Origin of the sequence: Cupriavidus sp. HMR-1, from assembly GCF_000319775.1 — a bacterium.
GTDB classification, from domain to species: Bacteria; Pseudomonadota; Gammaproteobacteria; order Burkholderiales; family Burkholderiaceae; genus Cupriavidus; species Cupriavidus metallidurans.
In genome coordinates this window covers 1-26,401 of the sequence record NZ_ANKP01000059.1, presented here as the reverse complement: position 1 = coordinate 26,401, position 26,401 = coordinate 1, and the positions used below count along the sequence as shown (strand labels likewise).

At 62.7% G+C, this 26,401-nt stretch carries 21 protein-coding genes; 4 read left to right on the top strand and 17 right to left on the bottom strand.

What is annotated here, in order from left to right:
• From D769_RS09160 to ugpB, 7 genes are all read right to left on the bottom strand, one after another.
• Nucleotides 1-306, bottom strand: a 306-nt coding sequence (locus D769_RS09160) for a biotin/lipoyl-containing protein (RefSeq protein WP_008644260.1), incomplete at its 3' end; no start/stop codon positions are given.
• 94 nt (nucleotides 307-400) lie between these two features.
• Nucleotides 401-3,253: a 2-oxoglutarate dehydrogenase E1 component gene (locus D769_RS09155; protein WP_008644258.1), complete on the bottom strand. Its 2,853-nt coding sequence runs from the start codon at nucleotides 3,251-3,253 to the stop codon at nucleotides 401-403.
• A 280-nt stretch (nucleotides 3,254-3,533) separates the two neighbouring features.
• Nucleotides 3,534-4,271 (bottom strand): glycerophosphodiester phosphodiesterase, encoded by a 738-nt coding sequence (gene ugpQ / locus D769_RS09150; protein ID WP_008644256.1) that lies wholly within the window; start codon nucleotides 4,269-4,271, stop codon nucleotides 3,534-3,536.
• Nucleotides 4,268-5,371: a sn-glycerol-3-phosphate import ATP-binding protein UgpC gene (locus D769_RS09145; RefSeq protein ID WP_008644255.1), complete on the bottom strand. Its 1,104-nt coding sequence runs from the start codon at nucleotides 5,369-5,371 to the stop codon at nucleotides 4,268-4,270. The genes ugpQ and D769_RS09145 overlap by 4 nt, the downstream gene beginning before the upstream one ends.
• Before the next feature lie 9 nt (nucleotides 5,372-5,380).
• Nucleotides 5,381-6,229, bottom strand: coding sequence for a sn-glycerol-3-phosphate ABC transporter permease UgpE (ugpE, locus tag D769_RS09140; RefSeq protein WP_008644254.1), 849 nt, complete (start codon nucleotides 6,227-6,229; stop codon nucleotides 5,381-5,383).
• A gap of 10 nt (nucleotides 6,230-6,239) precedes the next feature.
• Entirely contained in the window at nucleotides 6,240-7,121 is an 882-nt protein-coding gene (gene ugpA / locus D769_RS09135) for a sn-glycerol-3-phosphate ABC transporter permease UgpA (protein WP_008644251.1), read from the bottom strand.
• A gap of 76 nt (nucleotides 7,122-7,197) precedes the next feature.
• On the bottom strand, nucleotides 7,198-8,508 hold the full coding sequence (gene ugpB / locus D769_RS09130) for a sn-glycerol-3-phosphate ABC transporter substrate-binding protein UgpB (RefSeq protein WP_008644248.1): 1,311 nt from the start codon (nucleotides 8,506-8,508) through the stop codon (nucleotides 7,198-7,200).
• A 205-nt stretch (nucleotides 8,509-8,713) separates the two neighbouring features.
• Between ugpB and D769_RS09125 the strand changes: the two genes are divergently transcribed.
• The 3 genes from D769_RS09125 (at nucleotide 8,714) to D769_RS09115 (ending at nucleotide 11,697) form a co-directional block, all read left to right on the top strand.
• Entirely contained in the window at nucleotides 8,714-9,520 is an 807-nt protein-coding gene (locus D769_RS09125; protein WP_008644245.1) for an HAD-IIB family hydrolase, read from the top strand.
• Between the two features lie 424 nt (nucleotides 9,521-9,944).
• Complete coding sequence (locus tag D769_RS09120; protein ID WP_346773381.1) at nucleotides 9,945-11,342, top strand: hemagglutinin; 1,398 nt, start codon at nucleotides 9,945-9,947, stop codon at nucleotides 11,340-11,342.
• A 46-nt stretch (nucleotides 11,343-11,388) separates the two neighbouring features.
• Nucleotides 11,389-11,697 (top strand): hypothetical protein, encoded by a 309-nt coding sequence (locus D769_RS09115; RefSeq protein WP_008644243.1) that lies wholly within the window; start codon nucleotides 11,389-11,391, stop codon nucleotides 11,695-11,697.
• An 81-nt stretch (nucleotides 11,698-11,778) separates the two neighbouring features.
• Here the strand turns inward: D769_RS09115 and ntrC are convergent, their stop codons facing one another.
• From ntrC to D769_RS09095, 4 genes are all read right to left on the bottom strand, one after another.
• Nucleotides 11,779-13,338 carry a nitrogen regulation protein NR(I) gene (gene ntrC / locus D769_RS09110; protein WP_008644242.1) on the bottom strand — a complete coding sequence of 520 codons (1,560 nt, stop codon included), beginning with the start codon at nucleotides 13,336-13,338 and terminating at the stop codon, nucleotides 11,779-11,781.
• 95 nt (nucleotides 13,339-13,433) lie between these two features.
• Nucleotides 13,434-14,597, bottom strand: a complete 1,164-nt coding sequence (gene glnL / locus D769_RS09105; protein WP_008644241.1) for a nitrogen regulation protein NR(II) — start codon at nucleotides 14,595-14,597, stop codon at nucleotides 13,434-13,436.
• Nucleotides 14,598-14,602: 5 nt separating this feature from the next.
• The gene (locus tag D769_RS09100) at nucleotides 14,603-15,076 is read right to left on the bottom strand and encodes a DUF4124 domain-containing protein (RefSeq protein WP_234706984.1); all 474 of its coding nucleotides are present in this window, start codon (nucleotides 15,074-15,076) and stop codon (nucleotides 14,603-14,605) included.
• A 229-nt stretch (nucleotides 15,077-15,305) separates the two neighbouring features.
• Nucleotides 15,306-16,721, bottom strand: coding sequence for a 3-hydroxylaminophenol mutase (locus tag D769_RS09095; RefSeq protein ID WP_008644239.1), 1,416 nt, complete (start codon nucleotides 16,719-16,721; stop codon nucleotides 15,306-15,308).
• Between the two features lie 527 nt (nucleotides 16,722-17,248).
• Here D769_RS09095 and D769_RS09090 point away from each other — a divergent pair.
• Nucleotides 17,249-17,713, top strand: coding sequence for a rhodanese-like domain-containing protein (locus tag D769_RS09090; protein WP_008644238.1), 465 nt, complete (start codon nucleotides 17,249-17,251; stop codon nucleotides 17,711-17,713).
• A gap of 28 nt (nucleotides 17,714-17,741) precedes the next feature.
• Here D769_RS09090 and D769_RS09085 read toward each other — a convergent pair whose 3' ends face one another.
• The 6 genes from D769_RS09085 to hrpA form a co-directional block, all read right to left on the bottom strand.
• A complete protein-coding gene (locus tag D769_RS09085; protein WP_008644237.1) occupies nucleotides 17,742-18,542 on the bottom strand; it encodes a molybdopterin-binding protein in 801 nt (266 codons plus the stop codon).
• Between the two features lie 23 nt (nucleotides 18,543-18,565).
• Complete coding sequence (locus D769_RS09080) at nucleotides 18,566-19,441, bottom strand: EI24 domain-containing protein (protein WP_008644236.1); 876 nt, start codon at nucleotides 19,439-19,441, stop codon at nucleotides 18,566-18,568.
• 111 nt (nucleotides 19,442-19,552) lie between these two features.
• Entirely contained in the window at nucleotides 19,553-20,548 is a 996-nt protein-coding gene (locus tag D769_RS09075; protein WP_008644235.1) for a sterol desaturase family protein, read from the bottom strand.
• On the bottom strand, nucleotides 20,548-21,423 hold the full coding sequence (locus tag D769_RS09070; RefSeq protein ID WP_008644234.1) for a polysaccharide deacetylase family protein: 876 nt from the start codon (nucleotides 21,421-21,423) through the stop codon (nucleotides 20,548-20,550). The genes D769_RS09075 and D769_RS09070 overlap by 1 nt, the downstream gene beginning before the upstream one ends.
• Nucleotides 21,424-21,436: 13 nt before the next feature.
• Complete coding sequence (locus tag D769_RS09065; RefSeq protein ID WP_024570139.1) at nucleotides 21,437-22,423, bottom strand: cytochrome D1 domain-containing protein; 987 nt, start codon at nucleotides 22,421-22,423, stop codon at nucleotides 21,437-21,439.
• A 133-nt stretch (nucleotides 22,424-22,556) separates the two neighbouring features.
• On the bottom strand, nucleotides 22,557-26,401 hold a 3,845-nt coding region (gene hrpA, locus D769_RS09060; RefSeq protein ID WP_008644231.1), incomplete at its 5' end, for an ATP-dependent RNA helicase HrpA.

Genomic DNA, 26,401 nt, shown 5'->3' with positions numbered 1-26,401 from the left:
CGGGGCCGGTGCTGCTGCGGCGGGAGCCGGAGCGGCGGCGGCCGGTGCAACGGCGCCTGCAGTGGCTGCCGTGTCGATCTTGGCAATCACTTCATCGGCCACGACGGTATCGCCGTCGTTCTTGATGATCTGCGACAGAACGCCGGCCGACGGTGCCGGCACTTCCAGCACAACCTTGTCCGTTTCGATTTCGATCAGGATCTCGTCCTGAGCAACGGCTTCGCCCGGCTTCTTCTTCCAGTTCAGCATGGTCGCTTCGGCGACCGATTCCGACAATTGGGGAACCTTGACGTCAACAATAGCCATGGTTTGAAAATTCCTCGATGTATGCGTGTGTTTCGTTGCGGGTAGGCTGACCCGCGGCGCGCATCCTTGTGCGCGGCCCGCGGGTGCCGACGAATTACTTGGTCAGAACAAAGCCCTTGAGCTTGGAGAACGCAGCGTCCAGCAGCGCCTTCTGTTGCTCGTTGTGCTTTGCGTAGTAGCCCACCGCCGGCGAAGCCGAGGCGGGACGACCGGCATAACCGAGCTTCTGGCCTTCCGTCATGTTTTCCATGATGTAGTGCTGCACGAAGAACCAGGCACCCTGGTTCTGCGGCTCGTCCTGGCACCACAGGATTTCGGTCGCGCCCGGATACTTCTTGAGTTCCGCGGCAACAGCCTTGTGCGGGAACGGATACAGCTGTTCCATGCGGATGATCGCCGTGTCGGTGGCACCGCGCTCACGGCGGGTGTTGACCAGGTCGTAGTAGACCTTGCCCGAGCACATGATCACGCGCTTGACCTTGCTGGCATTCAGTTCCTCGTGATCGGGGATCACGGTCTCGAAATGACCCTTGGCCAGATCGGACAGCGGCGACACGGCATCCTTGCTACGCAGCAGCGACTTCGGCGTCATGATCACCAGCGGCTTGCGGAACAGACGGATCATCTGGCGACGCAGCAGGTGGAAGATCTGGGCCGGTGTGGTCGGCTGGACAACCTGGATGTTGTGGTCGGCGCAGAGCTGCAGGAAACGCTCGATACGGGCCGAGCTATGTTCCGGACCCTGGCCTTCGTAGCCGTGCGGCAGCATCATCGTCAAGCCCGATGCGCGACCCCACTTCACTTCACCCGACGAGATGAACTGGTCGATCACAACCTGGGCGCCGTTGACGAAGTCGCCGAACTGGGCTTCCCAGATCACCAGCGCGTTCGGTTCGGCGGTCGAGTAGCCGTATTCGAAGCCGAGCACGGCCTCTTCCGACAGCACCGAGTCGATCACCGTGAACGGTGCCTGGTTTTCCGACACGTTCTGCAGCGGCACGTACGAGCCGGCATCCCAGCGCTCGCGAGCCTGGTCATGCAGCACGGCGTGGCGGTGCGTGAAGGTACCGCGGCCGGCGTCCTGGCCGGTGATACGCACCGGGTAGCCCGAGGCCACCAGCGAAGCGAAGGCCAGGTGCTCACCCATGCCCCAGTCCAGCATCTGCTCGCCACGGCCCATGTTGGAGCGGTCCTTGACGACCTTCTCCACCAGCGGGTGCAGCTTGAAGTGCTCGGGAATCGTGGTGATGCGCTCGGCCAGACGCTTCAGTTCCGTCATCGGCACGGCGGTGTCGGCAGCGTCCGTCCACTTGCGGTTCAGGAACGGCATCCAGTCCACGGCGAACTTGTTCTTGAAGTTCGACAGGACCGGGTCCACCGTGTGCTTGCCCGCATCCATGGCGGCACGGTAGTCCTTGACCAGCTCGTCGCCGAACTCGGCTGCGGTCAGGTTCTGCGCCACCAGTTTGTCGGCGTACAGCTTGCGCGTACCCGGATGCTGGCCGATCTTCTTGTACATCAGCGGCTGCGTCATGGCCGGCGTGTCTTGCTCGTTGTGGCCCAGCTTGCGGAAGCAGATGATGTCGACCACGACGTCCTTGTTGAATTCCATGCGGAAATCAACGGCCAGCTGCATGGCGTACACCACGGCTTCGGGATCGTCGCCGTTCACGTGCAGCACCGGCGCCTCGATCATCTTGACCACGTCCGTGCAATACAGCGTCGAACGGGCGTCACGCGGGTCCGACGTGGTGAAACCGATCTGGTTATTGATAACCAGATGCATCGTGCCACCCGTGCCGTAGCCGCGGGTCTGCGCGAGGTTCAGCGTTTCCATCACCACGCCCTGACCTGCAAAGGCCGCGTCGCCGTGCACTTGCACCGGCAGCACTTCCTTGTGGCCGACGTCGCCGCGGCGTTCCTGGCGAGCCTTGGACGAGCCTTCGACCACCGGGTTGACGATTTCCAGGTGCGACGGGTTGAACGCGAGCGACAGGTGAACCGGGCCGCCTTCCGTCGAGACATCGCTCGAGAAGCCCTTGTGGTACTTCACGTCACCGGCCGGCAGGTCGTCGACGTGCTTGCCTTCGAATTCGGCGAACAGGTCGGCCGGCATCTTGCCCAGCGTATTGACCAGCACGTTCAGACGGCCACGGTGAGCCATGCCGATCACGATTTCCTGCACGCCCTTGGTGCCGGCGTGCTGGATCAGTTCGTCCATCGCGGCGATGAAGCTCTCGCCACCTTCGAGCGAGAAGCGCTTCTGGCCGACGTACTTGGTGTGGAGGAATCGCTCCAGGCCTTCGGCCGCGGTCAGGCGGTCGAGGATGTGCTTCTTCTTCTCCAGCGTGAACACGGGCTTGGAACGCGTGGTTTCCAGGCGCTCCTGCCACCAGCGCTTCTGCGCCTGGTCGCTCACGTACATGAACTCGGCGCCAATGGTGCCGCAGTACGTTTCGCGCAGGTTGTTGAGCAGCTCGCGCAGGCTCATCGACTCCTTGCCGAAGTACGTGTTGCTGGCATTGAAGACGATATCGAGGTCAGCCTCGGAGAAGCCGTAGAACGCCGGATCCAGGTCAGGCAGGGGCGGACGCTCCTGGCGCTTGAGCGGGTCGAGGTCTGCCCAGTGCGAGCCGATGTTGCGGTAAGCGGCGATCAGCTGCGTGGCAGCGACGCGCTTGCGGCCCATATCGGAATCGGCCGAGGCAACAATGGTCTTGATGGGGCCCTGCTTGGCGCGCTCGGCGAACGAGGCGACGATCGGTGCGTGGGGAATATCGCGGGCGTTGGAACCATCCGCAGCCGGGACATTCTGCATCGCGTCGAAATACGCGCGCCAGTTGTCGGGAACCGAGCTGGGATTCTGGAGGTAGGCCTCGTACAGCTCTTCCACATAGGGGGCGTTGCCGCCGAAGAGGTACGAATTGCTTTGATACTGCTGCATCATGGGGCGCTCACTATTCTCCGGGAATGCCGGAGTTAAGCGGGTTCATCAACCTTCCGCGACACGGCTCGACCGGTTAGCGGATTGCAAACAACTCTTGGGGGCCCAACGGTTACCACCTTGAACGAACGGCACCTTGTCAGGTGCCGCTAGTTTTCGGTCTCGCCGCCAGACCCGAAAGGGCAAGTTGTGCGGGGAAGGACCTAAGTCTTCACTCGCGAAGCATAGCACGTTTGCCCAGAACTCGTAGGGACTTTTCGTGATGCAAAACAAGACGGACTGTTCAGGACTGTGGCGCGATCTGATCGACCGCATCGGTGATCAAGCCATCCAGCCCCCATGACAGCAGGTTCGCTGCCCTCGCCGGATCGTTGACCGTGTAGCAGAGCACCTTGAACCCGGCTGAATGCGCGGCGCCGATGACAGCGGCATCGAGTTCGCGGTGGTTGGCGTCAAGCGCCACGCATTCCAGCCGGCGCAGCCGCTCGAGCCAATCTGCAGGCAATGTATCCAGCAACAAGGCACGCGGGAGGTCTGGCGCCACCTGATGCGCCGCCTCCAACGCCACCTCCGAAAACGAGGACAGCAATGGCGGCGTGCCAGCACCCTTCCACATCGAAAGTGCATCAAGCGCCACGGCAGCACCGGTCCGATACTCGGTCCCCGGCACCGGCTTGATTTCTATATTGACCATGAAGCCATTGGCCTGCGTATAGCGAGCAATGGCCGCCAGCGTCGGCACCGGCTCGCCCGCGTACGCGGGACTGTGCCAGCCGCCAGCATCCAGCGCCGCCAGTTCGCCCAGCGTCAGCGCATCGACACGCCCTTTGCCGGTCGTAGTGCGATCCAGCGTCGCATCGTGCATCAGGATCGGCTTGCCGTCGGCAGACAGCTTCACGTCGAACTCGAACATCCGGTAGCCGAACGACGCACCGTGCCGAAACGCGGCCAGCGTGTTTTCGGGAGCCAGCTTGCCCGCGCCGCGATGGGCGATAAAGCGAGGATAGGGCCAATTCGTCATGCCTGAGCCTCGATACGCTTGCCCGACTGCACATCAAAGAAATGCAGATGCTCGGCCGACGCCGTGATCGGCAGCTTGTCGCCGGCACGCACCTGCATCTGGCTGTCGAGCCTGACCACGATGGGCTGGCCACCGAGCGAACCGTAAGCGAACGAATCCGCGCCGAGCGCTTCTACCACCCGCACATCCAGTTCGGCGATTGCCTCATGCACGGCACAAGGCTCGATGTGTTCGGGACGTAATCCCATCAGCGCCTGCTCGGGCAGATGCAGCCCCATCGGCAGATGTCCCAGCGTTGCCGCCGTCTGCCCGTCCTTGGGCTGGACCCGCATTTGCGCCCCGCCCTGCCCGCTTCCGTTCCGCGCCACCGGCACCAGGTTCATCGGCGGCGAACCAATGAAGCCGGCGACGAACGTGCTGGCCGGTCGCGCATAGACTTCCAGCGGCGTGCCGATCTGCTCCACCCGGCCGCCATTGAGCACCATCATGCGGTCCGCCAGCGTCATGGCCTCCACCTGGTCGTGCGTCACATAGAGGCTGGTCGTCTTGAGTCGGCGGTGCAGATCCTTGAGCTCCAGCCGCATCTGCACGCGCAGCTTGGCGTCGAGGTTCGACAGCGGTTCGTCGAACAAGAACACCGATGGCTCGCGCACGATCGCACGGCCCATCGCCACGCGCTGCCGCTGTCCGCCGGATAACGCGCGCGGTTTGCGCTCGAGCAGCGACGCAAGTTCCAGGATGCCCGCCGCGTGCTTGACGCGCTGCTCGATCTCGCCCTTCGACATCCCGCGGATCTTCAGCCCGTACGCCATGTTGTCGTACACGCTCATGTGCGGATAGAGCGCGTAGTTCTGGAACACCATCGCGATATCACGCGCGGCGGGCTCCAGATCGTTGACGACGTTGTCGCCAATATGGATCTCACCACCGGTGATCGTCTCGAGGCCCGCCACCATGCGCAGCAACGTGGATTTGCCGCAGCCGGACGGCCCGACGATCACGATGAACTCGCCGTCGGCGATTTCCATGTCGATGCCGTGCACGACCTGCGTGCCCCCGGCATAGGTTTTCTGAACGTTGCGAAGAGACAGCTTTGCCATGGAATGACCTTATTTTTCCGTTTCCACGAGGCCCTTGACGAACCAGCGTTGCATCAGCACCACCACCACTGCCGGCGGAATCATCGCCAGCATCACGGTGGCCATCACGAGGTTCCAGTCGGTAGCGGCATCGCCCGAGCGGGAAATCATCTGCGTCACGCCCACCACCACGGGCGTCATTGACTTCTGCGTGGTGATCAGCAATGGCCAGAGGTACTGGTTCCAGCCATAGATGAACTGGATCACGAACAGCGCGGCGATACTGGTGCGCGACAGCGGCAGCACCACATCCCAGAAGAATCGCAACGGTCCGGCCCCGTCGATGCGAGCGGCTTCGGCCAGTTCATCCGGGATCGTCAGAAAGAATTGCCGAAACAGGAACGTGGCGGTGGCCGACGCGATGATGGGAATCGTCAGACCGAAGTAGCTATCCAGCATGCCGAGGTCAGACACCACCTTGTAGGTCGGCAGGATACGCACTTCCACCGGCAGCATCAGCGTGATGAAGATCATCCAGAAGAACGTCTTGCGCAGCGGAAAGCGGAAGTAGACGATCGCGAAGGCGGAAATGATCGAAATCGCGATCTTCCCCAGCGCAATGCCCAACGCCATGATCAGGCTGTTCTTCATCATGGTCGAGACCGGCGAAGCGGCCTCGCCCACGCCCTGGAACAGCACGGTGCGATAATTTTCGATCAGATGGCTGCCCGGGATCAGCGTCATCGGTGCATCGAGTACCTGCTCGGCCGTCAGCGTCGACGCGACGAAAGTCAGGTACACCGGAAATGCCACGACCGCGATGCCGACGATCAGCACGAGGTGGGTAATAAAGTCGAGTACGGGACGTCGTTCTACCATGGCTGGCTCCTCAATACTGGACTTTGCGTTCCACGAATCGGAACTGCACCACGGTCAGCGCGATCACGATCACCATCAGCACCACCGACTGCGCGGCCGAGCCACCAATATCCATGCCACGGAAGCCGTCATGGAACACCTTGTAGACGAGCGTGTTGGTCGAGTTGAACGGGCCGCCGTGGGTCACCGCATCGATGATCGCGAAGGTATCGAAGAAGGCGTAGACCATGTTGATCACGAGCAGGAAGAAGGTGGTAGGCGACAGCAGCGGGAACACGATCGACCAGAAGCGCTTCCACGGGCCCGCGCCGTCGATGGCCGCGGCCTCGATCAGCGATTTCGGAATGCTCTGCAGCCCGGCCAGGAAGAACAGGAAGTTGTAGCTGACCTGCTTCCATGCCGCGGCCAGCACCACCAGCAGCAGTGCCTGGTTGCCATTGAGCAGGAAGTTCCAGTCCACGCCTGCCTTGCGCAGCGCGTAGGACACCACACCCAGGGTTGGGTTGAACATGAACATCCAGAGCACGCCGGCCACGGCAGGCGCCACCGCGTACGGCCAGATCAGCAGGGTCTTGTAGCCAGTGGCGGCGCGCACGACACGATCGGCGAAGTACGCCAGCAACAGCGCCACGGACAGGCCCACCACCGTCACGCCAATGGCGAAGATTGCAGTGGTCTGGAAAGACTCGATGTACTGCGGGTCCTTCCACAGCGTAACGAAGTTATCGAGTCCGACGAACTCGAGATGGATGCCGAAGGCATCCTGCTGCAGCATCGACTGCCACAGCGCTTGCCCGGCGGGCAAAAAGAAGAAGATCAGCGTGATGGCGATCTGCGGCAGCACCAGCAGATACGGCAACCACGGAGAGCGAAAGACGACGCGCTTTTCCATCGAGGGGTTTCCCAAAACAAACGCAAACGGGCGACGATTGTGCCGCCGCCCGCTTCAGCTTCATCACCGCAGGGGCTTATTCCCTGGCGGTCTTCTGGAAACGCTCCAGCAGTTCGTTGCCACGCGCCACGGCGTTGTCGAGCGCGGCCTTCGGCTCCTTCTTGCCAGCCCACACCGCTTCGAGTTCCTCGTCGATCACGGTACGGATCTGCACGAGGTTGCCGAGACGCACGCCGCGCGATTTGTCGGTGGTCTTCACGACCATCTGCTCGACCGACACATCGGCACCCGGGTTCTTGTCGTAGTAGCCCGACTTCCTCGTCATCTCATACGCAGCCATCGTCACCGGCAGGTAGCCAGTGGCCTGGTGCCAGTCCGACTGGATCTCGGGCCGCGACAGGAACGTGAAGAACTTGGCCACGCCCTTGTACTCGTCGGCCTTCTTGCCGCCCATCACCCAAAGCGATGCGCCGCCAATGATCGTGTTCTGCGGCGCGCCCGGCACGTCCGGGTAGTACGGCAGTTGCGACACACCAAACTGGAACTTGGCGTTCTTGCGGATATTGGCCAGCGATGCGGACGAGCCCGTGAACATCGCGCACTCGCCGTTGTAGAACTTGGCCTGCGACTCCGCCTTGCGGCCGCCGTAGCTGAAGTAGCCCTTCTTCACCATCTCCTGCAGGTTCGTGATGTGCTTTACGTGCAGCGGGCTATTGAAGACCAGCCGTGCGTCGGTGCCGCCAAAACCGTTGTTCTTCGTGGCGAAGAGCGTGTTGTGCCAGGCGGAGAAACTCTCCAGGTGCACCCAGCTCTGCCAGTCGGTGGTATAGGCGCAGCTCTGGCCCGACGCCTTGAGCTTGGCCGAATACTGCATCACCTCGGGCCAGGTCTTGGGCGGGGCGGAAATGCCCGCCTTCTTGAAGGCATCCTTGTTGTAATAGAAGACAGTCGTCGAGCTATTGAACGGGAACGACAGCATCTCGCCCTTCGACGACGTGTAGTAACCCGCCACTGCCGGAATGTACGCCTTTTGGTCGAACTTCTCGCCAGCGTCCTTCATCACCTGCGACACCGGCTTGATGGCGCCCTTGGCGCTCATCATCGTCGCGGTACCCACCTCGAATACCTGCAGGATGGCCGGCGCGCCGCCCGCGCGGAACGCCGCAATGCCGGCTGCCATGGTCTCGTCGTAATTGCCCTTGTTGACCGGCACGATCTTGTAGTCAGACTGGCTGGCGTTGAACTTGTCGGCAATCTCATTGACCTTGTCGTTCAGCGCGCCCTGCATGGCGTGCCACCACTGGATCTCAACAGCGGCATGGGCCGTACCGGCCAAGGCCAGGGTTGCAACGGCGGCGAGCTTCAACGCGGTGCGTGGAAAAGACATTGGCATTTCTCCTGAGGCTGTGTTCGGTCCGACCAATTTTTTTGAAAAAGCGACCGACTGTATGCATTTTTTGTGACAGGCATGTTACGCCGCTCTTATGTCACGGCAAACAGGGCAAACCCGCCTTGCCGAAGAGATTGTTGCGGCATATTGACACTGCGCAACCATCGCCCTTGCAACAAGGACGCAGATACAATTCGCCGCCATGACCTCGCCCCAACCTTTCTCCGCCCTGCCCGACGCCGCCCTGTGCCGCGTGCGCGGCATCCTGACCGACATTGACGGCACGCTGACCACCGATGGCCGCCTGCCCGCGGCCACGTATCTGGCATTGGATCGCCTCACCCGTGCCGGGCTGCATGTGATTCCGGTAACTGGGCGATGCATCGCATGGGCGGAGATTCTGACTCGTCTGTGGCCGGTTGACGCAATCATCGGCGAAAACGGCGCCTTTTACTCGCATCTGCGTAACGGCAAGCTGGTTACCCGTTTTCTGGACGACGCGGAAACGCGCGATGCCAACCTGTTTCGCATCCACGCGCTCGGCCAGGAAATCCTGCGCGAGGTCCCCGGCTGCGCACTGGCATCGGACCAGGCATGGCATGCTGCCGATCTCGCGATCGACCATGCCGAGGACGTCCCGCCGCTGCCGCAACGAGCAGTCGACCGGATCGCCGAGATGATGCGCGAGGCTGGCATGACAGCAACGATCAGTTCGATCCATGTGAATGGATGGTTTGGGCACCACGACAAACTATCGATGAGCCGGCTGTGTGTAGAGGAACTCCTCGGTGACGACATCGACGCCAATCGCGACGAATGGCTGTTCATCGGCGACTCGGCCAACGACGTCGCGATGTTCGGCCACTTCCCGCTGTCGGTCGGCGTTGCCAACGTGAGTGACATCCTCCACCTGCTGCCGCACAAACCGGCCTACGTCACCAATGCATCCGGTGGCGAGGGTTTCGCCGAAATGGCGGAAAGGTTATTGGGACTGAGGCAGTTGGCCTGACGGTCGTCAAGCAAGGCTGAAGTTCTCCTGGAGCGGGTAGCTATCTCAAGATTCTCGCCCGTATAAGCATTGCTGCGCCGCAACGGCGTGGAATGCCAATACTCCAGGAGAACAATCAATGACGAACAAATCTCGCACATCGCCGCGCGCGAGGTACGCTGCTGTGGCGCTGCTCGCGGCCATTGCCCTGAGCGCTTGCGGAGGCGCTGGCGACGGATATCAATCCTCCCAGCCCGTGACCACGTCCGGTGCGCCCTCGACTCCGGAACCCTCTCTGCCCTCGGCTCCGGAACCCTCTCCGCCCAAGCCAACCAACGTCATGACACCGGCCTGCAGTCATTGCGGAGTGGTCGATGCGGACAACTACGCGGGGACCGGGGTGGGCGTCTGGCACGGCATCAATGCCACTGCAGACACTGTGGATATGCCAATTCACATTTCGGGATTGAAGGGCCAGGACGTGACGCTAGTCTTCACCAACCACACCGGCATTGCGCGGACCATGCCGAACATCTCGCTGACGACTTCGCAAATGCCGAGCATCGTCGCTAGCGCGCTGCGGTGGGACAACGGCACACAGGAAACCAAGCGCCGCATTTCCGACTTCAACCGTGAAGGCTGGGTCGCGCTCGCCGGCACGCGTGGCAGCACACCCCACTATTCCACTACAAGCGAGCCGACTCCTGCTGCGGTGGGTGATGTGAGGACCTGGTACCACGCTGACAATTCCGAGCGGTCAGCCATACTTGTGCGTCAGCAGGCAGCCTCCGATGGCACCACAATCAACGTCTGGGTTGAAGAGTCGGAGAACGATGCCACCAAGGTACATTCGGACATCGTTGCCCGCCTCGCAGACGGCTTCGCCTCGAAAGGAAAGATCTACGACATGCTGAAGTCGGTGGGTGGCCCGCTCTGGGGGCCACACGCCTACTTCGACGTGATCTCCGCCACCGGACAGCCGATCGATATCGTCATCCTGAACTTCGACCACAATGAGAAGCCGTTTGGTGGAATCGGCTACTTCTACGGACGAAACGCCATCAAAAAAGCGGCGAGAACCAATCCATACAGCAACGAATCCGTATCCCTGTATCTGGATGCCGAGACGCTCTATCTGGGCGGCGAAGTTGGCATGAGGACAATGCTGCTGACCATGGCGCACGAGGCCGTGCACGCGCAGAACTTCTACCGTCGCGGGATGCTCATGGGTCCGAAGTACAGCTTCGACGAGTGGCTGGAAGAGGCTTCGGCCATGATGATGGAGGACCTCGCAAGCCTCTCGATCGACGCAAACTACAACGCAATCCGCGACGTTCGTTTCCGGGACTACATTGGCTACAAGGCCGGCTCTTACAACTGCGGCCTGACAACGTGGACACCGTTCGCCGCGTCATGCGACAGCTACTCGGTCTCCGGCTCGCTCGGCGGATTCCTGAACCGACAACTCGGACTCGATTTCTACAAGAACTTGCTGACCGACACGAGCAGCAACTCAGTGGCCGTACTCGACTCCGCCATTCGCTCGGTGCAGCCGGAATCGAGCCTCGGAGAGCAACTACGTCGGTTCGGCGCGACTTCGGGCGCGCTGATGAAATCCCCTAGCCCTGCCGGCTTTGGCTTCCCGGAACGACAAGACGGCCCGTTCACGCTTCCGCTGATCGATCCGCAAGCGCTCCTGCCCCTCCGGACACTGACGCAATCGATACCTGCCACTCTCGAGGCATACGCTAACCTGCCGGTGGTCCGTTCCGCAGTGAGCGGTGCATACAGCGAAACCGTGAAGGTTCCTGCCGGCTCCACGCTGTCTGTCGTGATTCAATAGTGAATACGGGGGCTGCGCAGCGGCCCCGCATTTCCGGAGACACCGCATGAGAGCAAGCCTCGGCGCGCTGCTCGCCGCAATCAGCATCGCAGCATGTGCGACAAACTCGCCGGCAGACGCGCGTCAGACATTGGTGGGTGAGATCTACGTCAAGGGGAACGACCCTTTCCCGACCGTCATGCTCGAGACCAGTGACATGACCTTCTGGGAGCTGAGCGGCGTTGCCGTCGCGGACGCTCGTGCGCTGACGGGCAAACGCGTGACGGCGCGGGGGAAAATCGAGCGGCCGCCGGGCCCCGATGTCTGGCTCCCGTCGCTGCGCGTCGACAGCGTGCCCGAGCTGGTTAGTCCCTGAATGGAAACCACCAAGCAAAAAAGAGAGACCCCGCGAACGCGAGGCCTCTCGATCCAGGGCCACAGACTTACGGGTCTGCGATCAGTCGAACCCAAGCTCCTGCAGCTTGCGGGTAATGGTGTTCCGACCGATGCCGAGCCGCGTCGCGGCCTCCACGCGACGTCCGCGCGTGACACCGAGCGCGGCTTCCAACACCGCTTTCTCGAATCGCCGCGTCAGCGCATCCATGACTTCGGGCTGCCCCGATTCGAGCATCGACTTTGCCTCGCCAGCCAGCAGCGTTTCCCAGCTTGCCGAAACGGCGCTCGCCGCAAATGCCGACGCTGACGACGTGGCCGAAGAGACCATGGGCGGTCTCGTGGCGACCATCGTGTCACCCTCGCCCGCGGCATGCGTGCCGTAGTCAGAAACTTCCGCGGCCTCGTACTCTCCCGACGACCTCGACTCGCTCGGTGAACGCATCGGCGACACACTGCTTTCGCCGTACCCCGCCTCGATCATCTCGCGCGGGAAATCCTTTACCTCGATGGTCTGCGCCGGCGCCATGACGGTCAGCCAGTTGCAAAGGTTCTCGAGCTGGCGTACGTTGCCGGGGAACGGCAGCGTGCTGACGTAGGCCAGTGCGTCATCGGACATGCGCTTGGTTTCGACGCCAAGCTCCTTCGCGCTCTTCTGCAGGAAATGGCGGGCCAGCAGCGTGATGTCCTCCGGCCGCTCGCGCAGCGGCGGCAGGCGCAGGCGAATCACATTGAGACGGTGGAACAAATCCTCGCGGAACAGCCCTTCCTTGACACGCGTCTCGAGGTTCTGGTGCGTGGCGGCAATGACGCGCACATTGGCGCGCAACGGATTATGGCCCCCCACCCGATAGAAATTTCCATCCGAAAGCACACGCAGCAGGCGCGTCTGCAAATCAAATGGCATATCGCCGATTTCGTCGAGGAACAGCGTGCCACCTTCGGCCTGTTCGAAGCGACCGCGACGCATGGTCTGCGCGCCGGTGAACGCGCCACGCTCATGGCCGAACAGCTCCGATTCGAGCAGATCCTTGGGAATCGCCGCCGTATTCAGCGCAATGAACGGACCATTCGCGCGCGGGCTGTGCTTGTGCAGCGCACGCGCCACCAGTTCCTTGCCGGTACCGGACTCGCCGGTGATCATCACGGTGACGTTCGATTGCGACAGACGACCGATCGCGCGGAACACGTCCTGCATCGCCGGGGCCTGGCCGAGGATTTCCGGCGCATCGACCAGGCGATCGTCCATTTCCTCCTCGCGCAGGCTTTCCTCGAGCGCCCGGCGAATCAACTCGACTGCCTTGTCGACATCGAATGGCTTGGCCAGATACTCGAACGCGCCCCCCTGGAACGCGGCCACGGCGCTATCCAGGTCCGAATAGGCCGTCATCACGATAACGGGCAGGCCCGGATGCCGCGCCTTGATGGCCTGCAGCAGATCCAGGCCAGAACCGCCGGGCATTCGGATATCCGAAATCAGGACCTGCGGCTCGTCCTCTTCCAGCGCCGCGAGCACGTCGCGCACGTTGGTAAAACTGCGGGAGAGCAGGCTTTCACGGGCAAGGGCCTTTTCCAGGACCCAGCGGATTGATTGATCGTCGTCGACTATCCAGATCGGCTTCATGTGCGTCGCTTGTCTGCTCGGTGTCATGTGGTCTCCCGTATTCCCTGCTGATGGCAGGGCCCTGCGCCGCTCGCACCGTCTCGCCGATCGGGCGGTTAGTGCAATGGCAACAGGATACGGAAGTCGGTACAGCCCGGCTTGCTCTCGCATTCGATCAAGCCCTCGTGTTGCTGCACGAAGGTTTGAGCGAGTGTGAGACCGAGCCCGCTACCGCCATCCCTGCCCGAAACCAACGGATAGAAGATGCGCTCGCGAATGTCCTCGGGGATTCCCGGGCCGTTGTCAATCACATGCAAATCCAATGCCAGCTTGAAAAGCCGCTTGGCGATCGTGACCTGCCGGGCCACCCGGGTCCGCAGGATGATCTGCGCATCGCCGCGCGCAATACGCTCGTGCAGCGCCTGGGCGGCGTTATGGACGATGTTCAGCACGGCCTGGATCAGTTGCTCCATGTCGCCGCGCAATTCGGGCAGGCTGGCATCGTAGTCGCGCACGATTTCCAGCCCGTTGGGAAACTCGGCCAGCACCACCGAGCGCACACGCTCCAGCACCTCGTGGATATTGAGGTCCGAGACGATGTGCGGATGACGGTGCGGCTCCAGCAGGCGGTCCACCAGCGTCTGCAGGCGGTCCGACTCCTTGATGATGACCTGCGTGTACTCCCGGAGTGCACGCTCGGGCAGCTCGAACTCGAGCAACTGGGCCGCGCCGCGAATCCCGCCCAGCGGGTTCTTGATCTCATGAGCCAGATTGCGGATCAGTTCCTTGTTCGCCGAGGTCAGGTCAAGAATGCGCTCCTCGCGGTCACTGCGCACCTTCTGCTCGTTGAGCAGCACCTCGACCACTGCTGTGTTCGCGTAGCCTTCCACGCCACCGATTACCACGTGCGCGTGCATCGGTTCCTGCAATGGCGGCCGCAGGACCAGATCCTGCCTGCGCACGTCCACCTGCCGGGCCATCACCGTCTCGAACATGCTGTCGAGCTCTTCCGACGCCCCGAACAGGTCCGACAGGGACAGTTCCACCATGGCCTTGCGCGACACGGCAAAGCTGGCCTCCGCCGCCGGGTTCGCGTAAATCACCCGCAGGCCCGGCTGGCGCACCAGCAGCACAGGGTTGGCCACTACATCCAGGCCCGGATGCAGGGCCGCGCCGCCCAACGGCAGGATGTCCGCATCACGATCGGCCGGCTCGCCGGCGTCCGGCTTGCGGTCTGTTCCAGCTACCTTGCGGGACACTTCTCGAATCAGGCGGCGCATTCAACTCAATCCTTCAGGCCGGAAAGCTCCCGGCGCAGCGATGCCACGTTGGCTTCGCTGCGGGTGATGTCGTCACGAAGCCGCGCGACACGATCCAGGTACTTCTGATAATTGCGCTCGCCGCCCTGACGCTCCGGCTCGCCGTTGTTGTACTCGGCACGCAGACCGGCCAACCTGGCCTCCTCGGTTTGCAGCTCGGTTTCCAGCACTGTGCGGCGCTCGCTGTCACGGCTCTTTTGCGTAGCGCTATCCACGCGCGGGAAGCTGGTCGGCGACGTGGACGCCGCCGACTTGCCACCCGAAGACGCGCCGCCAGCACGCGAGCCGGGTACGGTGACCACATCCGGCAGGTTCAGCCGCTTGCAGTCCTTGCTGTTGCCAGGATTGCCATTGCGGTACTCGGGCACGCCATCGGCGCCCTTGCACATGTACACGTCGGACGACTGCGCGGCGGCAGGCCGGGCCCATGGCAACGCCATGGCCGCGACCATCACCAAAATGGGGAAGCCCACACGCATCTGGTGCGGCAACGCACCGCTGGCATTGCTGAAGACCCTGCTCGAGATCGCTTCCATGAACATCGACATGTAGGTTAGGAAAAGAGCCCCATTCTAGCGATCAACGTGGCCTCAAAACAAAAAGGGACAGCCGAAGCCGCCCCTTCCTGGTGCAACTGTTGCCCGGCCACAACCCGGCAACTCACTCGGCTTACAGCGAGTAGTACATGTCGAACTCGATCGGGTGAGTCGTCATGCGGAAACGCGTGACTTCTTCCATTTTCAGTTCGATATAGGCGTCGAGCATCGAGTTCGAGAACACACCACCGCGGGTCAGGAACTCACGGTCGTTGTCCAGGTACTCCAGGGCCTGATCCAGGCTCGAGCAGACGGTCGGGATCTTCGCGTCTTCTTCGGGCGGCAGATCGTACAGGTTCTTGTCGGCAGCTTCGCCCGGGTGGATCTTGTTCATCACGCCATCCAGACCGGCCATCATCAGTGCCGAGAAGCCCAGGTACGGGTTCATCAGCGGATCCGGGAAGCGCGTTTCGATGCGGCGACCCTTCGGGTTGGCCACGTACGGAATACGGATCGAAGCCGAACGGTTGCGAGCCGAGTAGGCCAGCTTCACCGGTGCTTCGAAGCCCGGCACCAGACGCTTGTACGAGTTCGTACCCGGGTTGGTGATGGCGTTCAGCGCGCGAGCGTGCTTGATGATGCCGCCGATGTAGTACAGCGCGAATTCCGACAGGCCGGCGTAGCCGTTGCCCGCGAACAGGTTCTGACCGTCCTTCCAGATCGACTGGTGAACGTGCATGCCCGAACCGTTATCGCCCACGATCGGCTTCGGCATGAACGTGGCGGTCTTGCCGTAGGTGTGCGCGACGTTCTGGATCACGTACTTCTGCAGTTGGGTCCAGTCGGCGCGTTGCACCAGCGTGCTGAAGCGCGTGCCAATTTCGTTCTGGCCCTGGCCAGCCACTTCGTGGTGGTGCACTTCAACGGGGATGCCCAGCGATTCCAGAATCAGGCACATTTCCGAACGCATGTCCTGGAACGTGTCGATCGGGGCAACCGGGAAATAGCCGCCCTTCTTGCCCGGACGGTGACCGCTGTTGCCGTGCTCGAATTCCTTGCCCGACGACCACGGTGCTTCTTCCGACTGGATCTTCACCGAGCAGCCTTGCATGTCGATGTTCCAGGTCACGCCGTCGAAGATGAAGAACTCGGGTTCCGGACCGAAGAAGGCGGTGTCGCCCAGACCGGTGCTCTTCAGGTAGGCTTCAGCGCGCTTGGCGATCGAGCGCGGATCGCGGTCGTAGCCCTTGCCGTCCGACGGCTCGATCACGTCGCAGCTCAGCACCAGCGTCGGCTCTTCGTAGAACGGGTCAATGTAGGCGGTACCCGAATCCGGCATGAGCAGCATGTCGGAGGCTTCGATACCCTTCCAGCCTGCGATGGACGAACCATCAAAGGCGTGGCCGCTCTCGAACTTGTCTTCGTCGAAGTGCGACACCGGCACCGAGACGTGCTGTTCTTTGCCCTTGGTATCCGTGAAACGGAAATCGACGAACTTCACGTCGTTTTCGTTCACGAGCTTCATCACATCTGCAACGCTCTGCGCCATGCCTATCTCCTGGAAATTCGGGCTGAAACTGGGAAAGTGGGTAAGCCAAAGTTGGTGCGGTCATCTGTCTGGACCGCCCCAAAAGGGACGTCGAATGTTAGCAGAAAGCGTGCCAGCCGAAGCCACCTTTCCGCCTGCCAGACTCCCGACTTCCCGAAAAACGTGCACTGGCTTGGATTGGCGCGCACCGGAGCGAAAACATCGGATTGCATGCAATCCAGCCGGCCAACTTGATGCCACGGCGAAGTGCACTGCCCGCGCACGCCGCTCACCCCAATCAAACACCATAACGGTGCGCAATCCAAGGTTTTGCACCGTTTATGTGCTCACCTCGAAATTCGGCACCATATGGGTGCAATCGCATAGCACCACCACCGCGCCTTGCTTGGACATTTTTCGGGTCTGCCACAATGGCCGCGCTAGAATAACGCCGATTCAGCCGGCTTCCCAGTGCCGCGTTGGCCTTGTTGCCCCTGCTCAGGCCAGCCCCCGCTTTCCCTCCATTCTTATTGACTCCGTCACAAAAGATGACTACCCGAGACGAACTCCTCCAGGCCGCCCAGACGCGCAAGCAGCAAGGCGAACTCTCCTATTTCGGCGCCCTCACGCCGCAAGAGGCCTATGCGCTGCTGCAGGCCGAGCCGAAGGCCGTACTGGTCGACGTGCGCACGCAGGCGGAACTGGATTGGGTGGGCGGCGTGGATCTGCCCGACGAGCAGTTCGCCCATATCGAATGGATGTCGTATCCCGGCGGCGCCCAGAACGCCAACTTCGTGGCTGAACTGAAGGCCCGGGTACCGGTCGACGCGCCGGTGCTGTTCCTGTGCCGCAGCGCCGCCCGCTCGAAACACGCGGCGCGCGTGGCGACGGAAAACGGTTACCTGCTGGCGATGGATGTGCTCGAAGGCTTCGAAGGCAACCGCGACGACCACCATCACCGCAAGACGGTGGAGGGCTGGTGCGTGCGCGGCCTGCCATGGCATGGCGCCTGAGCAGCGCCACGAATCATTGATACGCCGCTTACTGCTCGACGATCTCGAAGCCCATCGTCCGGACCCCGTCGAGCAGCATCGCGTAAGCCGGCCCGACCATGTCGGCCGGGCCCTTCACACCGAGGTCGATATGGCGCCGCACGAATTTGTCACCGCGCGCGGCATCCCCGACTGATGGCAGGCTGAACACGCGAATACCGGCGAACGACGCCTCCACCTGCTCCATCAACGGCGTCAGCGTCGATTCGGGTGCCTCGAACACATAGAAGGCGCGCGACACCTCGGTATCCTGATGGAACAGGTGCGCGTACCGGTTGTCCAGCACCCACTCCATCATCGGCCACGCCATGACCGGGAAGCCCGGCATGAAATGGTGATCGGCCACCGAGAAACCCGGAATGCGGTTGTAGCTGTTCGGAATGATCCGAGCACCGACCGGAAACTCCCCCATCTTGAAACGATGCTGGTTCTCTGGCTGGTTCAGATCCGCCTTGACCGGATCGCCATTGGCCGTTTCCGCAATACGCAATGCGATCAGTTCGCGCGCCTCGGGGTGCAATGCCAGATCCACGCCCAGCGCCGCGGCCACGCATTGGCGCGTGTGGTCGTCAGGCGTGGCACCGATGCCACCCGTGCAGAAGACGATATCCGGGCCCGCCAGCGTGCGGCGTAGCGTGGCCGTAATGCGCTCGCGGTCGTCCCCGATGTACTCGGCCCAGTCCAGCGCCAGCCCGCGCGCGCCAAGCAGCTCGATGGCACGGCGCATGTGCTTGTCCTCGCGCCGACCGGAGAGAATCTCGTCGCCGATGACAATCAAACCAAAACCCATGATGCGCTCGCTCAGAATTGTTTTCAGGAAGGCTCGATGCGGCGCACGTCAGAGGGCGCCAGCTCGATCACGTCGGTAGCCGGGGGCGGTGGCGGCGCGGCGGCCGCGCGCTCCGCACGCAGATCCCCCAGCGCGCGCAGGCAGAAGTGGCCGAACCACAGTGCCGAGAAAATGAAGATCAGCACGTAGAGCCACAGCGTGCCGGCCAGCACCAGCGGGAACAGGAAGATGATGACAGCGGACCAGACCCACAGCAACGTCGGCGCGGACCCGAGCAAGCCAACCGCCACACCGATCATCAGCAGCGGCACCCGATGGCGCTTCATGAGCGTCTTGCGTTCTTCGGCCGTGGCATGTTCCGCCAGTGCGTCGTAGGTCATCACCCGGTACGTCAGCCAGCCCCACAATACCGGCGGAATCAGCGCGAAGAACGGCGGAATCAGCCATAACGGCAGCGTGATGAGGATCAGCAACAGGAAGATCAGCGTGCTGCCGAGCGTCTGGAAGACGCTGCCAACGATGCTGCCCCCATGAGACTTGGCCAGATCCGGATAGCTGCGTTCGAGCTGCCTGACCACCACCGGCACCGAGAACAAGCTGATGAAGATCAGCATCGACGCAATGACCAGCGGGATCGCCAGGGTCAGCACGAAGAGCGGCGCCACCACGCTGCGCAGCGACTGCAGACCGAGCCAGTCGAGCATCGAGTAGATCCAGCTCGTGAACACCGAGCCTTCGAGGATGGCGCGGGCCGTCCCCATGATTGGTTCCCAGCCCCACCAGATCAGGCCGCCCCAGAGGACGGTAGCGAGAACGAATGGCACGATGGTCAGCATCAGCATCCGTGGATGCATCTGACTGACCAGTGCGCGGCCAAACGAGCGGAAGATATCGTTCATGCGGCAAAGAGGTGAAAGAAGCCCTCGGAGCCTAGCACAGCCCGGCGATCGTGTTTCCGGAAACCCTCGGAAATGCGCGCGAAGTGGCGCTGGAGCCGAGCAGAAAGAAACCTACCCCAGGCGAAGCAACCGCTTGATGCCAAGCCATTGCTGCGACAGGAAGCCATCGCCGTAGCTACGCGCACGCCCGGCAGGTGGCGGCATCTGGTCGCGGATGCCGGTCGGATGATAGGCGTCGGTGAAGTCCGCAGTGCCAAAGAGCATGTCCCACCAAGGGAAGATCACGCCATAGTTGCACCCGCCGAGCCGTGCGGGCTTGTCCGCCGTGGCGCGTTTTTCATGGCCGAGCCCCACCGCGTGGTGCGTGCGATGGAAGCGCGGCGAAATCAGCAGGCGCTCGCCCAACCAGCCGAAGTGCAGGCGCAGATTGGCGTGCTGCAGGCTCTGCAGCAGTTGCGACAGCGCCACAAGCAGGACGTACTGCGACGGCTCGACCCCCACCGCCAGCGCAACGGCCGCGAAAACGAAATCGCGCAGGATATCGTCGAGCAGATGATTGCGGTTGTCGCTCCAGAGCGTCATTTGGCGCTGGCTGTGGTGCACCGCGTGCAGGCTCCACCACCAGCGGTACGTATGCGACAGCCGGTGATACCAGTAGTCGAGCAGGTCGAACAGCGCCAGATAGAGGAAAAAGCTGATCAGCGGGATCGACGTCACGCCGGGCCACCAGTCCTCGACGTTGACACGCTGCCATCCCAGCAGTCGCAGATGGCCTTCGATGCCATCCATCAACGGTGCCAGCAGGAAAAACATCACCAGCCGGAACAGCCCCAGGCGATGGATGAGCGTATAGAGGATATCGGTGCGGATGGCCGCGCGGTCGGTCACGGCCTCAACGGGCCGCAGTCTCTCGAGCGGACCGAGGATCAGCACCATCACGGCGATCTGGACCAACCCGACCAGCAGCCATTCCGTGCCGGTGAACGCGTCTTCGGCATAGCCACCGAAGCCGAGGTTATAAACCACGGGCAACATCACGTTCTGAAAGACCGTGGCTTCGATCTGGCCCACCCACAGGTTAAGCCAGTTGGCGAGCGCGTCCCACATTACCGTTTCGCTCCCGATACAGACGATGTTTGAGGTTGTTCCCCCGCCTGCTCCACTCGCACCGGACCACGCTGGGCAATCCAGTGCTTGTACTGCGGATGCTCGCGCAGCGTGGCGAAGCAAAAGCCCTTCTGCTCGAGCCCGCTGATCAGCGGCTCCAGCACGCCCGGCGCCCAGGGGTCCTTGCGCGACCAGATACCCAGGTGGGCCATCGTGATGTCGCCATCGCGCAGATCGCGCAGCGCGCGTTCGAGCAACACCTGGTTAGGGTAGCGCTCGGAAGACAGTTCGTCGCCGAGAAAACCGGCCGGCGCCCAGCCCACGTGCTTGAAGCCGCATTGCTCGGCCCATGCCAGCGTCTTCGGTGACGTATGGCCACCCGGAGCGCGCCACAGCGGCACCATCGGCTGACCGGTCATCGACTGGAAGGCCTGCGCGCTCCGGCGCAGTTCCGTGCAGAACGATTCCTCGGTCATCGCCACGTCCTTGCCTCCCTGCGCCCCGAACTGCGGCCGCATGACGACCTTGCCGCCCTCGCCACCCTTCGCGCTGCGAAGGTAGACATGGTCGAACGTGTGGGTGCCAAAGGCATGACCGTCGGCAGCCAGCGATTTCCAGTAAGCCGCCCAGGTTGGATCCAGCGAATTGTCGTGGTTGACCGTGGGCTCGTTGGCCAGGAAGAACGTCGCGCGGATATGGTGCTTGCGCAACGTGCGAGCGATCAGTTCCGCCTGGCTCATGCTGCCAGTGTCAAACGTCAGATAGAGCGTGCCGGCTCGGCAGGCTCCGGGGCTGGCGTCGGCCGCCAGAGCAAGCGAGGCGCTCGCCAGCAACCCCGCCGCAGCTACCCCGATCCGGATCATCCAGTTGCGCATGGCGCTGACCTTCTTAATAGAGCGGCGCGCGCGTGCGGAAGTAGATGCCATGCGGCGATTTGCCGACACGGATCGTCTTGATCATCTTGCGGCTGGCCACATCGATCAGGCCAACCGAGCGCGCCCAGCGGAACGTCACCCAGAGCGTCTTGCCATCGGCAGTCAGTTCCATGTCGTCCGGGCCCGGCAGCAGACCCGTTATCTCGCCGACCTTCGACAGCGTCTGCTGGTCGATGATGCTTATCGAGCCAGACACCCGGTTGCTCAGGAACAGGTGCCGCTTGTCGCCCACGGCGCGGAAGTTGTGCGCGCCCTTGCCGGTCTGGATCTGCTTGACCACTGTCCGGGTACGCCAGTCGATCACGGCGACGTAGTCAGCCCCCGTCATGCCCACCAGCAAGTACTTCTGGTCTGGCGTGACCCAGATACCGGCCGGCGCGGAGCCAGCCTCCATGGTCCAGAGCACGGTCAGCGTGGTCAGATCGATCGCGGCGATCTGGTTCGAATCCTGCAGCGTGATGAATGCAATCTTGCTGTCGGCCGTGAACGCGATATGGCTCGGCGTCTTGGCCAGCGGGAACTGCTTGGCGATCTTGAGCTGGCGGCCATCCCAACGATAGACGTCGACCCGGTCCAGCCGGTTGCCGGTGGCGATGAACCACTTCTGGTCGGGCGAGAAGCCGATCTGGTATGGGTCGTCGATGTTCGGCACGCGCTGCTGCACCTTGCCGGTCACCGGGTCGAGGAAGACGAGATCGTTGCCAACCGCATTGGCGACGATCAGCGATTTGTCGTCGGGGGTGGCGATCAGGTGATGGGGTTCCTTCCCGATCGGGAACGTCTCCAACACCTTCTGCGTGTCCTTGTCGATCAAAGTAACGCTTGCGTCACCTGAATTCAGGATTACTACAACTTCCGCGCGGGCGGGTGCGGACACCAATGCCAATGCCAGGGTGCCGACCGAAACAGCGCCAGCCACAACACGACGCAATGCGAGCATAAGACCGTTAAATCATGACGAATCGCGCATTCTAACGTTTCAATCGACCAGTACGATGACGTGAATCATCAAACTTGAGGGCCTATCACAATTAGATACAAATAATCTGGACAGCCCCCTCCTGGACACCGGCCTATCGCTGCATGGACTCCCAGACTTTCTGAAGCCGCTTGACCGACATTGGCTGTGGCGTGCGCAGTTCCTGCGCGAACAAGGCCACCCGCAATTCCTCAAGCATCCAGCGGAATTCGTCGAGGCGGGCATCAGCAGCGCCCCGGCCCTGCGACCGTAGTTGCTTCTCCGCACGCTGCCACTGTTGCACCAGCGGGGTCATTTCCTGGATGCGCTGGCTGTCACGGGCCGGATCGCCCTTGAGCTTGTCCACCCGCATCACCATGCCCTTCAGGTAGCGCGGAAAGTGCGTCAGCTGGACATATGGCGTATCGATCACGAAAGACTTCGTCATCAAGCGTGCCAGTTGGCCTTCCAGATCCTGATAGGCCGAGCCGAACGGCTTGGCCTGGAGCAGCTTGCGCGGCAGCCCCGCAAACTCGGCGAGGATCGTGCCCACCAGCCGCGCGATTTCCTGGGCCAGCAGCGACAGCCGCGCCCGCCCTTCTTCCTTGCGGGTATTGAACTCGGCTTCGTTGCGCGGCAGGGGCGCCTGCAGGCAGGCGCGTTCCAGCGCCATCATGACGATCTGGTTACGCAACTCCTCCTGCGTGCCCAGCGTCATGTACTGCATCGCCATCTGCTGCAGGTTCGGAATGTTCTTCTCGATGAACTTGACCTGCTCGCGCAGTTGCAGTGCGAACAACCGGCGCAGCCCGGCATGGTGGATGCGCGCGGCCTCCTGCGGATCGTCGAAGACTTCCACATCGCAGTGATCGCCGTGGTCAACCAGCGCCGGATAGCCAAACAGCGTCTGGTTGCCCTTGCGGATCTCAAGCAGTTCGGGCAACTCGCCGAACGACCACGAGGTCAGGTTCTCGAATTGACCGGCTTCCGCCGCAGGCACATCGCGCGCGGCAATGTTCTGGAACGACTGCTGCGCCTGACCGCCGAACTCCGCACGCAACTGGGCCAGGTTGCGGCCCATGTCCAGCTGGCGGCCGTGCTCGTCGATCACCTTGAAATTCATCGCGTGGTGGGCAGGCAGCGTCTCGAGCTTGAAGTCCGCACGCTTGATCATCGTGCCGGTCTGCTCGCGGACGTCGGCGATCAGCACATCGAGCAGATCTCCCTCCCCGAACGGCTGGCGGTCGACAAACCCAGCCGCGTAGTCGGGCAGCGGCACGCAGTGGCGGCGCAGCTTCTGTGGCAGCGATTTCAGCAGCAGATGCACCTTCTCCTTGATCATGCCCGGCACGAGCCACTCGGTGCGCTCGGGTCGTACCTGGTTGAGCGCGTACAGCGGCACCGTCAGCGTCACGCCATCGCGATGGCTGCCAGGTTCGAAGTGGTACGTCAGCGCCATGTCGATCCCGGCGATCGGCAGGATCTTCGGGAACAGGTCCGTCGTGATACCTGCCGCTTCGTGCCGCATCAACTCGTCGCGATTCAGGTACAGGAGTTTGCGATCCTTCGCGGACTCCGCCTGATACCACTTCTCGAACGCCACCTGATTGTGGATGTCGGCGGGAATCGCGCGATCGTAAAACGCGAAAATGAGCGCGTCGTCCACCAGCACGTCCTGACGGCGCGACTTGTGCTCCAGGTTCTCGATCTCGCGCACCAGACGCTGGTTATGGGCGAAGAACGGCAGCCGTGTGTCGAACTCGCCTTCCACCAGTGCGTGGCGGATGAACAGCTCGCGTGCCTCGGCCGGGTTCATCGGCCCAAAGTGCACCCGACGATGCTGGTACACGGGCAAGCCGTACAGCGTGCCGCGCTCGAGCGCCAGCACTTGCCCGGCCTTCTTCTCCCAGTGCGGCTCGCTCCAGCTCACCTTGAGCAGATGGCTGCCTACCTGCTCGACCCATTCCGGCTCGACGCGGGCCAGCGTGCGCGCGTACAGGCGACTGGTTTCCACCAATTCGGCCGCGATGATCCAGCGCCCCACCTTGCGCGCGATGAGCGAGCCCGGCCAGAGGTGGAACTTGATGCCGCGCGCGCCCAGGTACTCGCGCCCCTTGCCATCGGATTCGTCCAGCTTCAGGCCAACGTTGCCGAGCAGGCCGGTCAGCAGCGCCTTGTGCACTTGCTCGAAGGTCGGCTCGCTCTCGTTCAGGCGCCAGCCCTGTTCCGTCACCGTGGTCAGCAACTGCGAATGCACATCGCGCCATTCGCGCAGGCGAACATGCGACAGGAAGTTGGCGCGGCACTGCTCCTGCAACTGCCGGTTGGTCTTCTTGTGCGCGACCGCTTCTTCGAACCACTTCCACAGCTTGACCCAGCCCAGGAACTCGGACTTCTCGTCCATGAACTTGCGATGTGCCTGGTCGGCGGCCTCCTGGGCCTCCTGCGGGCGGTCTCGCGGGTCCTGCACGGACAACGCGCTGGCGATGATCAGCACCTCGCGCAGACATTGCTGGTCGCGCGCGGCCAGGATCATCCGCGCCACGCGCGGGTCGAGCGGCAGCTTGGACAACTGGCGGCCAACGCCGGTGAGCTGGTTGGCCTCGTCGAACGCGCCCAGTTCCTGCAGCAACTGGTAGCCGTCGGCGATGGCACGGCCCAGCGGCGGCTCGATAAACGGGAACGCCTCGATATCGGTCAGGCGCAGCGCCTTCATGCGCAGGATGACCGCTGCCAGCGACGAGCGCAGGATTTCCGGATCGGTGAAGCGCACGCGGCCCAGGAAATCACTTTCCTCGTACAGGCGGATGCAGACACCGTTCGCCACCCGGCCACATCGGCCGGCACGCTGGTTGGCTGCCGCCTGCGAGATCGATTCGATCTGGAGTTGCTCGACCTTGTTGCGGTACGAATAGCGCTTGACGCGCGCCAGCCCCGTATCCACCACGTAGCGGATGCCAGGCACCGTCAGCGACGTCTCCGCCACGTTGGTGGCGAGCACGATGCGCCGCGCGTTCGACGGTTTGAACACCCGTTCCTGCTCCTGCACGGACAGCCGCGCAAACAGCGGCAGGATTTCCGTATGCGGCGGATGATGCTTGCGCAGCGCCTCGGCGGCCTCGCGGATCTCCCGCTCGCCCGGCAGGAACACCAGCACGTCGCCGGGCCCGACCCGGCAGAGTTCGTCCACGGCGTCAACGATGCCGTCGTACAGATCGCGCTCCCGGGCCTTCTCGGTACGCGGGGCGCCGTCGGCCGGCGCATCCGCCTGAATCGGCCGGTAGCGCACCTCCACCGGATAGAGCCGGCCACTGACTTCGATCACGGGCGCCGGCTTGCCGTTGCGCGCGAAATGCTCGGCAAAGCGCTTGGCGTCGATGGTTGCCGACGTGATGATCACCTTCAGATCCGGCCGCTTCGGCAGGATCTGGCGCAGGTAGCCGATCAGGAAGTCGATGTTGAGGCTGCGCTCGTGCGCCTCGTCGATGATGATCGTGTCGTAGGCGCGCAGCAGCGGGTCATTCTGCGTCTCGGCCAGCAGGATGCCGTCGGTCATCAGCTTGACCGACGCCCCGGCCGACATCGTGTCGTTGAACCGGACCTGATACCCGACCGTCTCGCCCAGCGGCGTGCCCAGCTCCTGTGCGATCCGCTTGGCCGTGGAGGTGGCCGCGATTCGGCGGGGCTGGGTGTGGCCGATCAGCCCGCCGCCGGGCTTGCCCTCGCGTGCCGGGCCCCGCCCGATCGACAACGCAATCTTCGGAAGCTGGGTGGTCTTGCCCGAGCCGGTTTCGCCGGAAACGATGATGACCTGGTTGGCCTGCAGCGCCCGGGCAATCTCTTCGCGCCGTGCCGAGACGGGCAAGGCCTCCGGAAACGTGATTTCCGGTATCGGATTGGCAAGCCGTGCCGGCTGCGGCGCACGAGGTTGGCGAGGCCCGCCGGGCGGGCGAGGCGCGC

Bases quoted from the DNA above. Each gene is read 5' to 3' on its own strand.
- D769_RS09145 (WP_008644255.1), bottom strand. From the start codon at position 5,371: ATGGCAAAGCTGTCTCTTCGCAACGTTCAGAAAACCTATGCCGGGGGC.
- D769_RS09085 (WP_008644237.1), bottom strand. From the start codon at position 18,542: ATGGGTTTTGGTTTGATTGTCATCGGCGACGAGATTCTCTCCGGTCGG.
- ugpE (WP_008644254.1), bottom strand. From the start codon at position 6,229: ATGGTAGAACGACGTCCCGTACTCGACTTTATTACCCACCTCGTGCTG.
- D769_RS09090 (WP_008644238.1), top strand. From the start codon at position 17,249: ATGACTACCCGAGACGAACTCCTCCAGGCCGCCCAGACGCGCAAGCAG.
- D769_RS09070 (WP_008644234.1), bottom strand. From the start codon at position 21,423: ATGCGCAACTGGATGATCCGGATCGGGGTAGCTGCGGCGGGGTTGCTG.
- D769_RS09080 (WP_008644236.1), bottom strand. From the start codon at position 19,441: ATGAACGATATCTTCCGCTCGTTTGGCCGCGCACTGGTCAGTCAGATG.
- glnL (WP_008644241.1), bottom strand. From the start codon at position 14,597: ATGCGCCGCCTGATTCGAGAAGTGTCCCGCAAGGTAGCTGGAACAGAC.
- ugpQ (WP_008644256.1), bottom strand. From the start codon at position 4,271: ATGACGAATTGGCCCTATCCTCGCTTTATCGCCCATCGCGGCGCGGGC.
- ntrC (WP_008644242.1), bottom strand. From the start codon at position 13,338: ATGAAGCCGATCTGGATAGTCGACGACGATCAATCAATCCGCTGGGTC.
- ugpA (WP_008644251.1), bottom strand. From the start codon at position 7,121: ATGGAAAAGCGCGTCGTCTTTCGCTCTCCGTGGTTGCCGTATCTGCTG.
- D769_RS09120 (WP_346773381.1), top strand. From the start codon at position 9,945: ATGCCAATTCACATTTCGGGATTGAAGGGCCAGGACGTGACGCTAGTC.
- D769_RS09065 (WP_024570139.1), bottom strand. From the start codon at position 22,423: ATGCTCGCATTGCGTCGTGTTGTGGCTGGCGCTGTTTCGGTCGGCACC.
- D769_RS09125 (WP_008644245.1), top strand. From the start codon at position 8,714: ATGACCTCGCCCCAACCTTTCTCCGCCCTGCCCGACGCCGCCCTGTGC.
- D769_RS09075 (WP_008644235.1), bottom strand. From the start codon at position 20,548: ATGTGGGACGCGCTCGCCAACTGGCTTAACCTGTGGGTGGGCCAGATC.
- D769_RS09095 (WP_008644239.1), bottom strand. From the start codon at position 16,721: ATGGCGCAGAGCGTTGCAGATGTGATGAAGCTCGTGAACGAAAACGAC.
- D769_RS09155 (WP_008644258.1), bottom strand. From the start codon at position 3,253: ATGATGCAGCAGTATCAAAGCAATTCGTACCTCTTCGGCGGCAACGCC.
- ugpB (WP_008644248.1), bottom strand. From the start codon at position 8,508: ATGTCTTTTCCACGCACCGCGTTGAAGCTCGCCGCCGTTGCAACCCTG.
- D769_RS09100 (WP_234706984.1), bottom strand. From the start codon at position 15,076: ATGGCGTTGCCATGGGCCCGGCCTGCCGCCGCGCAGTCGTCCGACGTG.
- D769_RS09115 (WP_008644243.1), top strand. From the start codon at position 11,389: ATGAGAGCAAGCCTCGGCGCGCTGCTCGCCGCAATCAGCATCGCAGCA.